We start from the raw sequence: 3,644 nt of genomic DNA on the forward strand, positions 1-3,644 counted from the left end.
GCATGGTTGGCGGTGCGTGGCGGTGTTCGTAAGGTCACGGTGGTCGCAGCGGTCTGCTGACCGTCGCGCGACAGCGCGGCCGGTTCAACTGTCAACGGCGTGCCGTCCTCGAAACGAGCGGTAACGGAATACCCCCGTGCCTCGTGATCGTCGTTGGTCACTTTCAGCACGTAGACGTTTTCGATCGCGCCACTGGCCAGCTCGCGATACAGGGTGTGGCGGTCACGAAGTACGTCGAAGCGCATCGGGGTATGGGTCAGCACGAGTACGGCGAAGCCCGAACAAGCCACGAGCCAGACCAGGCCGTAACCGACCGTCCGCGGCCTGAGCAGCCGGAAACGGCCGTCGGTCTCGTGATTGGCACTGGTGTAGCGGATCAGGCCGCGGGGCTTGTGCACCGCATCCATCACCGAGTCACAGGCATCGACGCAGGCCGCGCAGGCAATGCACTCGTACTGCAGGCCCTGGCGAATATCGATGCCGACCGGGCAGACCTGCACGCACAGCGAGCAGTCGACGCAATCGCCGGCAGGCTTGCTCTGCTGTTTCGCCAGCGTCTTGCGCGGTTCGCCGCGCTGGTCGTCGTAAGCGATGATCAGCGTGTCGCGATCGAACATCGCGCTCTGGAAACGCGCATAGGGGCACATGTACTTGCAGACCTGCTCGCGCATGAAGCCGGCGTTGCCCCAGGTTGCAAAGCCGTAGAACAGCACCCAGAACGTCGCCCAGCCGCCGAGCTGCAGGTTCAGGGCGTCGGGAAACAGCTGCCGCGCCGGCACGAAGTAGGCAACGAAGCTCAAGCCGGTGAACATCGCGAAGCTGCCCCAGAGCAGATGCTTGGCGGACTTGCGCAGGATCTTCTGCGGACCCCACCGGGCGCAATCCAGCCGCATCCGCGCGTAGCGATCGCCTTCGCAGAGCTGCTCCATCCACAGGAAAGCCTCGGTCCATACCGTCTGTGGGCAGGCATAACCGCACCACAGGCGGCCAGCCAGCGAGGTGACGAAGAACAGCGTCAGCGCGGCGAGCAGCAGCAGCAGCGCGAGCAGCAACAGATCCTGCGGAACCAGGGTCAGCGCGAACAGATGAAAGCGGCGATGCGGTAGATCGAAGAACACCAGCGGCTCGCCGTTCCAGCTCAGCCAAGGCAGCAGGTAGTAAAGACCGAGCAGCGCCAGCATCGCCAGTACGCGCAGATTTGCGAAGCTGCCCTTTGCCTGCCGCGGATACAGCTTCACGGCTGACTCGTACATCAGCCGCGGGCCCGCTACCGTTGCGGCAGAAGCCGGTTGTCGCGCGCAGGATCGAGTTTCGGAGTTCACGACGTCAGCTCAGTGCGGCTTGCGTGGGTGATCGCAGTACAGGACGCCGGCGGCCAGCGCCGGAATCAGCGACAGCAGCCAGATCAGGCCGAAGACCTGGGCCTGGTCCTGCGGCGATACCGGCGGCAACAGCCAGTGTTCCGGCATCAACGCCACCACGATGGTGGTCACCGTGGCGCCGAGGAAGCCGGCCCAGATCACGACGCTGAACTTGCGCAGCAGCGGATTGATGCCGAGCGCCCGCGGCGGCGCGCACGGGTCATCGGCAGCTGGGGGAACGGGCGCATTCATGGCGTGCCGAAGGGCGTGGCCAAGCTGTAGATATAAGCGGCGACGACACGAATCTCGTCCTCGTTCAGCAGGCTTTCATGCGCTGGCATCTGACCGTGCAGGCCGGCTTCGATCGCATGGCGCACCCGCTCGCGGCCCGGGCCGTAGAGCCAGATGTCGTCGGTCAGATTCGGCGTGCCAAGCGCCTGGTTGCCGTGACCATCCGCGCCATGGCAGCCGGCGCAGGTGATCGCGAACTGCTTCAGGCCGGCATCACGTTTCGCTGGCTCGAGCGTCTTGTCCGACCAGAACGGCACGAACTCGATCAGTGCTTCCAGACCTTCCGGCGTCAGCGCCGCTTTCATCGACGGCATCATCACGTCGCGGCCCTTGGTGATGCTGGCGACGATGGCCTCGGGCGTGCCACCGAACTTCCAGTCGGTATCGGTCAGGTTCGGGAAGCCGATCGCGCCATGAGCATCGGCGCCATGGCATCCGGCGCAGTTGCCCAGGAACACCGCCCGGCCAAGACCCAACGCTGTTTCGTCGAGTGCCAGTGCACGGATGTCCTTGCCGGTCAGCGAAGCGTAGGCGGCATGGCGCCTGGCGCCGTACTCGGCGAGTTTGGCGTTCATCTCGCCGGTCGAGGTCCAGCCGAGCTTGCCGGACAGGTTGCCGAGCCCCGGATACAGCGCCAGATAGCCGGCAGCAAAGATCACCGTGATCACGAACAGGTTCAGCCACCAGCGCGGCAACGGATTGTTGTACTCGCGCAGGTCGTCGTCCCAGACGTGGTCGGTGCTCTCGCCAGGCGTGCCACGGGCATTGGCGAACAGCAGCCATAGACAGGCGAGCATCATCAGCACACTGATGACGATGACGAAATTGCTCCAGAACGAACTCATGGGGCGCTCCGGCAGCAGCAGGGCGGGGGGACGTCATCGGAAGACGATGAACTTGCCGATACTTCGTCCTCGACCAGGGGCAGGCGCGAAGCTTCCTCGAAGCGGGCGGTATTGCGGCGCGAATACGCCCACCAGCTGATGCCGGCGAACGCGGTCATCGCGGCGATCGTGAAGATTCCGCTGATCATTTTGCCGCCTCCGGGCTGGTTACCGCTGCGGTGGCAACCGGCGCTGCCGGCGGTCGGTGGAACTTCAGCGACTGCAGGAAGGCGATCAGCGCATCCATCTTGGTCTTGCCGGCGACGTCGGCATCTGCGCTGGCGATCGCGGCATCATCGAAGGGCACACCAACCGTCTTCAGCGCCCGCATCATCGCCGGCACCTCACCGGGCTCGAAGCCCTGCTTTGCCAGCCAGGGGTAGCCGGGCATGTTCGACTCGGCCACCACATCGCGCGGGTTGTTCAGATGAATACGATGCCATTCGTCGCTGTAGCGGCCGCCGACTCTGGCCAGGTCCGGTCCAGTGCGCTTGGATCCCCACTGGAACGGATGATCCCAGACCGATTCGCCGGCATCGGAGGGTGGGCCGTAGCGCAGCACTTCCTCCGCCAGCGAGCGGATCATCTGCGAATGGCAGCCGTAACAGCCCTCGCGGATGTAGATATCGCGGCCCGCCACTTCCAGTGCGGTACGCAGCGGCAGTCCGGGTTGTACGGTGGTTGCCGCCTTGTCATTCATCAGCGGCACGATCTCGACCAGCCCGCCGAAGCTGATGGCAACCGCTGTCAGCACTGCCAGCAGGCCGATGTTCTTTTCGATCAGTTCGTGTTTCATGCGCGAGCCTCCAGCCCGATCGAGACTTCACGGACCGTGGCCGGTGCAATGGTTTTCCAGACGTTCCAGGCCATCACCAGCATTCCCGAGAAGAACATCAGGCCGCCGGCGAGGCGCACGGCGTAGAACGGGTAGGTGGCTTTCAGTGATTCGACGAAGCTGTAGGTCAGCGTGCCATCGGCTTCGGTGGCTCTCCACATCAAGCCCTGCATCAGGCCGGCGCTCCACATGGCGGTGATGTACATCACCGTGCCGATCGTCGACATCCAGAAATGCAGGTTGATTGCCGGAATGGAGTACATCGCCGGCTTG

6 protein-coding genes are annotated in these 3,644 nt (G+C 64.2%); all 6 read right to left on the minus strand.

The genetic code is table 11. From position 1 onward, the window contains the following. Positions 1–1,238: cytochrome c oxidase accessory protein CcoG (ccoG, locus tag Q0D45_RS08820; RefSeq protein ID WP_293391430.1), on the minus strand; the 1,238-nt coding region annotated here is incomplete at its 3' end. 93 nt (positions 1,239–1,331) lie between these two features. Continuing rightward, positions 1,332–1,613 (minus strand): hypothetical protein, encoded by a 282-nt coding sequence (locus Q0D45_RS08825; RefSeq protein ID WP_293391432.1) that lies wholly within the window; start codon positions 1,611–1,613, stop codon positions 1,332–1,334. Continuing rightward, positions 1,610–2,497: a cytochrome-c oxidase, cbb3-type subunit III gene (gene ccoP / locus Q0D45_RS08830; protein ID WP_293391434.1), complete on the minus strand. Its 888-nt coding sequence runs from the start codon at positions 2,495–2,497 to the stop codon at positions 1,610–1,612. The genes Q0D45_RS08825 and ccoP overlap by 4 nt, the downstream gene beginning before the upstream one ends. Then, positions 2,494–2,685, minus strand: coding sequence for a cbb3-type cytochrome c oxidase subunit 3 (locus Q0D45_RS08835; protein WP_293391437.1), 192 nt, complete (start codon positions 2,683–2,685; stop codon positions 2,494–2,496). The genes ccoP and Q0D45_RS08835 overlap by 4 nt, the downstream gene beginning before the upstream one ends. Next, positions 2,682–3,332 (minus strand): cytochrome-c oxidase, cbb3-type subunit II, encoded by a 651-nt coding sequence (gene ccoO / locus Q0D45_RS08840; RefSeq protein WP_293391440.1) that lies wholly within the window; start codon positions 3,330–3,332, stop codon positions 2,682–2,684. The genes Q0D45_RS08835 and ccoO overlap by 4 nt, the downstream gene beginning before the upstream one ends. Next, on the minus strand, positions 3,329–3,644 hold a 316-nt coding region (locus Q0D45_RS08845; RefSeq protein WP_293391442.1), incomplete at its 5' end, for a cbb3-type cytochrome c oxidase subunit I. The genes Q0D45_RS08845 and ccoO, both read right to left, overlap by 4 nt.

The organism is Nevskia sp. (genome assembly GCF_023266035.1).
GTDB lineage: Bacteria > Pseudomonadota > Gammaproteobacteria > Nevskiales > Nevskiaceae > Nevskia.